The sequence below is a fragment of the Amycolatopsis rhizosphaerae genome (assembly GCF_007713715.1).
Taxonomy (GTDB): Bacteria; Actinomycetota; Actinomycetes; order Mycobacteriales; family Pseudonocardiaceae; genus Amycolatopsis_E; species Amycolatopsis_E rhizosphaerae.
The window spans coordinates 1-4,293 of record NZ_VJWX01000579.1 but is presented as its reverse complement, the minus strand read 5'-3'; the positions used below and the strand labels follow the sequence as shown (position 1 = coordinate 4,293).

Sequence of the window (4,293 nt, the reverse complement as noted above, 5' to 3'; positions counted from 1 at the left end):
TCCCAGTTCTGGCCCGCCGCCACCACCACCGACCCGCCGTCGATGCGCCAGCCACGGGTGGCCACCTTCACCACGGTCCCGTCGAAGCCCGCGTCGCCGATCACGAGGTTCGATCCGCCGCCGAGCAGCAGCAGGCGGTCTCCGGCCGCGCGCACCGCGCTGAGCAGGTCCTCCGTGGACTCGGCGACGACGAACGCCCTGGCGGGCCCGCCGAGGCGCAGGGTGGTGTGCTCGGCCAGGACGGTTCGGGTTTCGACAGGTGTCACGAATCCGAACGGTACTGTGTACCGACATGGCCTCCCGTATCGAGCACCGCGCCGAGTTCGTCTACGGCGTGACCGAGGTGTTCGCCGCCCAGTCCAGTGAACCGGCGGTACGCGCCCGGCTCAGCGAAATCGGTGGCGACCACGCGGCGTTGCTCGACTACTCCGCGGCTCCCGACAGCGTCCGCTTCCACCTCCGGCAGGGCGTCGGCGCCGACAAGCTGCCGTCCGTGGTGCGCGCCCTGCACCACGGGGACCTCTTCGTCGACCGGCACGAGTCCTGGACGATCTCCGAAGGGCGCTACTCCGGGATCGCGAAGGCCACGGTGTCCGGGCTGCCGGGTGAGATCACCGCCCGCACCGAACTCCTGTCCCGGGGCGAGGGGACCCTGCTGGAGATCACCGGTGAGGTGAAGATCCGCATCCCGCTCGTCGGCGGCAAGCTCGAGGGTTTCGTGGCGGAACAGGTCACCCATCTGCTCGCCCGCGAAGCCGAGTACTCGGCCCAGTGGCTCGCCGAGAATTCCTAGGCTCGCCGACCCGGGGGACCACCAACCCGAACCGCCTGCGCCGCGTCGACCGCTGGCTGACCGCCTCCCCGGAGGTGGCGAGCCTGCTGCGGCACGCGGCGGACCCCCTGGTGGTGGATCTCGGGTACGGCGCGACCGGGGTGACCACGGTGGAACTGGCCCACCGCCTGCGGGCGGTGCACCCCCGGATCCGCGTGCTGGGCCTGGAGCTCGATCAGGACCGGGTGGCCGCCGCACTGCCGGACGCGGACCCGCCCTGGCTCGACTTCCGGCAGGGCGGCTTCGAACTCGCCGGGACGCGACCGGTGGTGGCGCGGGCCTTCAACGTGCTGCGGCAGTACGCCGAGGACGAGGTGCCCTGGGCGTGGAAGCTGATCCTGGACTCGCTCGCGCCCGGCGGGCTGCTGGTGGAGGGCACCTGCGACGAGATCGGTCGGCTCTGTTCCTGGGTCGCGCTCTCCGCAGACGGGCCGCGCAGCCTCACCGTTTCCTACCGGCTGAGCACCATGGACCGACCGTCCACTGTGGCCGAACGATTACCGAAGGCGCTGATCCACCGCAATGTTCCCGGCGAACCGGTGCACCAATTCCTGTCCACTTTGGATTCATGTTGGGCGGCCGCCGCACCGCACCAGGCGTTCGGGGTACGGTTTCGCTGGCTGGAGACGGTCCGCATGCTCGTCGCCAGGGGCTGGCCGGTACTCGACGGGCCACGCCGCTGGCGCCTCGGCGAGCTGACCGTGCCGTGGAGCACGGTCGCACCCCTGTGACGTGCTGGGGACAACCCCACCGCGACAGGAGGGTTCACCGGTACGGGTGAACCCTTAATTCTCCCTGGAATGCCGGGAAACGTCTGGAATCGGACATCCGGCGCCGACACGATCGGCTCCATGACCGCAGTCACAGAAATCCGATACGAGGCTCGGATCACCACGGACCCCGGCCTGGTGCGAGCCGGCCAGGAACTGCGCGCACGGGTCTTCTCCGCCGAATTCGGCCCCACCTTCGCCACCGGCCGGGACACCGACGAGTTCGACGAATGCTGCGACCACCTCGTGATAACCGACGGCGGGGAGGTCGTCGGCACCTATCGCCTGCTGCTGCCGGGCCGGAGCCCGCGGCTGTACTCCGAAGCCGAGTTCGACCTCGGCGGACTGGCCCCACTCCGGCCGCACCTCGTCGAGATCGGCCGCTCCTGCGTGGACCCGGCGCACCGGTCGGGCGCGGTGATCAACCTGATGTGGTCGGCGATAACCCGCTACGCCCTCGACGCCGGGTACCGGCATCTCGCCGGGTGCACCTCGGTGTCGCTGGCCGATGGTGGAAACACCGCGGCGGCCACCTGGGAACTGGTGCGCGCCAGGCATCCCGCGCCGGACGGGCTCAGCGTCGTGCCCCGGCACCCGTGGATTCCGCGACCGCGCTCCCCGCACGGCGACGGCCATGGCCAGGTCCGCCAGGTCCCGCCGCTGCTGCGGGGCTACCTGCGGATCGGGGCCGCGGTGTGCGGGCCGCCCGCCCACGACCCGGACTTCGAGGTCGCCGACTTCTTCACCCTGCTGTCCTTCGACCGGATGCACGAGCGATACCGGCGTTACTTCCTCGGGGACGCCGGATGAACTCCTGGGCCGTCTGTTCACCCTGTACACCGCGCTGCGTCACCCACTCGCGACCTTCGGTGACGACAATGGAAACGGCACGACGGTGGACGGCGGCGGCCGGGATCCTGGCCGGCGCCCTGCCCGCCGCCGCGCACGGTGAGCTGGGCCCATCGGCTCGCCGTCTGCTCTCGGGACTGGGGGTCGAGGTGGCGGCGAACACCGAACGGCTCAGCGTGCCGGACGAGGCGCGGGGCACACTGATCGTCGCGAACCATCTCTCGTGGCTCGACATCATCGCCGCGCTGGCCGTCGAGCCCACCGGCTTCCTGGCCAAGGCCGAGCTGCGGCGATGGCCCGTGGTGGGCCGGGTCGCGGCGCGCGCGGGCACCCGGTTCGTGGACCGCGGCACTCTTCGCGGCCTGCCCGCGGTGGTCGCCGGGCTGTCCGCCACGCTCGCCGCGGGCCGGTCCGTCCTGGTGTTCCCGGAAGGCACCACCTGGTGCGGGCGTTGCGGCTCCGGTGGACCGTTCCGGCGCGCGGCCTTCCAGGCCGCCATCGACGCCGGCGCCCCCATCCGGCCGGTGACCTTCGCCTACCACCAGGCCGGGCGCCCCAGCACCGTCGCGTCCTTCGTCGGCGACGACACCCTGTTCGATTCGCTGCGGCGGATCACCCGCGCCCGCGATCTTCGCATCGACCTCACCGCCCATCCCCCGTTCGCCCCGGACGGCGACCGCCGGGAACTCGCGGCCCGGGCACAGGCCGTGATCACGGGCGAGCCCGTCCATGTTTGAGCTGCTGAGCAGGATCACCGAGGTTCTGCAGGGCATGCTCGGCTCACCGTGGCTGTGGCTGGTCGTCCTCGCCGTCGCAGCACTGGACGCGCTGCTGCCGTTCATGCCCAGCGAGACCACGGTGATCACGGTCGCCGTGCTCATCGGCCCCGACCTGCCGATGCTGTCCGCCCTCGCGGCGACCGCGGCGATCGGCGCACTCGCGGGTGACTGCCTGTCGCACGGGATCGGCCGCCGTGCCGGTCCCGCCGTGCTGGCCCGGCTGCAGCGGGACGCGCGCGGGCAGGCCCGCTACGCCTGGGCGCGCCGCCAGGTGGACCGCAACGGAGCCCTGCTCATCGTGGCGGGCCGCTATCTGCCCGGCGGGCGGGTAGCGAGCGGGCTGGCCACCGGGAGCATGGGCGTGTGCTGGGCGCGGTTCGTCACGCTGGACCTGCTCGGCACCATCCTCTGGTCGGTCTACAGCGTGATCATCGGCTGCATCGGCGGCGCCGGTTTCGCCGATGAACCGGCGAAGGGCCTGCTGCTGTCCTTCGGGATCGGCCTGCTGCTGATGGGCTTCATCGAGGTCGCCCGGCGGTTACGCTCTCGGTATGGAGCACAGCCGGTTCCTGTCCTCGATCCGGGAGCAGTGCGAGGCCCTGCGGACGGCGGCGCGGGCGGCAGGGCCGGACGCGGCCGTGCCCACCTGTCCAAAGTGGACCGTTAGCCAACTGGTCGGCCACCTCGGCCGAGTCCACTCCCGGGTCCGCAAGGCGGTGGCCGACCCGAGCGGGCACGAGATCGAGCCCGCCCAGTGGCGTGAGCGCCTCGCCGAGGCCCTGCGCGAAGCCGCGGCCGGAGCCGACCCGGAGTTGCTGGACGCCGCCCGCGAGGTGCTGCGACGGGCCGATCCCGAAGGATCGGCGGCCGGGAAGTACACAGTGGACGCTCGTGAGGGCAAGGGTGTCCAGATCGGCGACGGCAACGTCCAGCACAACGCGTTCTCCTGAAAGCGATGGGAGAACCGGTGCCGTCGCCAGTGGACGCCCGCCATGCGCAGGGCGTGCAGGTCGGCGACGGCAACGTCCAGCACAACCACTACTACCAGGCGCGGGAGCCGGTG

The 4,293-nt window shown here is 71.7% G+C and carries 7 protein-coding genes; 6 read left to right on the top strand and 1 reads right to left on the bottom strand.

The window, feature by feature from the left end:
* A partial coding sequence (locus tag FNH05_RS33520; RefSeq protein WP_144592869.1) for an FAD-binding protein occupies window positions 1–266 on the bottom strand: 266 nt, incomplete at its 3' end.
* A 26-nt stretch (window positions 267–292) separates the two neighbouring features.
* Between FNH05_RS33520 and FNH05_RS33515 the strand changes: the two genes are divergently transcribed.
* The 6 genes from FNH05_RS33515 (at window position 293) to FNH05_RS33490 (ending at window position 4,180) form a co-directional block, all read left to right on the top strand.
* Complete coding sequence (locus tag FNH05_RS33515) at window positions 293–793, top strand: DUF2505 domain-containing protein (protein ID WP_144592868.1); 501 nt, start codon at window positions 293–295, stop codon at window positions 791–793.
* Window positions 772–1,563 carry a class I SAM-dependent methyltransferase gene (locus FNH05_RS33510; protein ID WP_144592867.1) on the top strand — a complete coding sequence of 264 codons (792 nt, stop codon included), beginning with the start codon at window positions 772–774 and terminating at the stop codon, window positions 1,561–1,563. The genes FNH05_RS33515 and FNH05_RS33510 overlap by 22 nt, the downstream gene beginning before the upstream one ends.
* Window positions 1,564–1,683: 120 nt before the next feature.
* A complete protein-coding gene (locus FNH05_RS33505) occupies window positions 1,684–2,412 on the top strand; it encodes a GNAT family N-acetyltransferase (protein WP_144592866.1) in 729 nt (242 codons plus the stop codon).
* Window positions 2,413–2,480: 68 nt separating this feature from the next.
* Window positions 2,481–3,188, top strand: a complete 708-nt coding sequence (locus FNH05_RS33500; protein ID WP_246128099.1) for a lysophospholipid acyltransferase family protein — start codon at window positions 2,481–2,483, stop codon at window positions 3,186–3,188.
* Window positions 3,181–3,897 (top strand): DedA family protein, encoded by a 717-nt coding sequence (locus FNH05_RS33495; RefSeq protein ID WP_144592864.1) that lies wholly within the window; start codon window positions 3,181–3,183, stop codon window positions 3,895–3,897. The genes FNH05_RS33500 and FNH05_RS33495 overlap by 8 nt, the downstream gene beginning before the upstream one ends.
* Window positions 3,782–4,180: a maleylpyruvate isomerase N-terminal domain-containing protein gene (locus tag FNH05_RS33490; protein ID WP_144592863.1), complete on the top strand. Its 399-nt coding sequence runs from the start codon at window positions 3,782–3,784 to the stop codon at window positions 4,178–4,180. Before FNH05_RS33495 ends, FNH05_RS33490 begins: the two co-directional genes overlap by 116 nt.
* The last annotated feature ends 113 nt before the right edge of the window (window positions 4,181–4,293 follow it).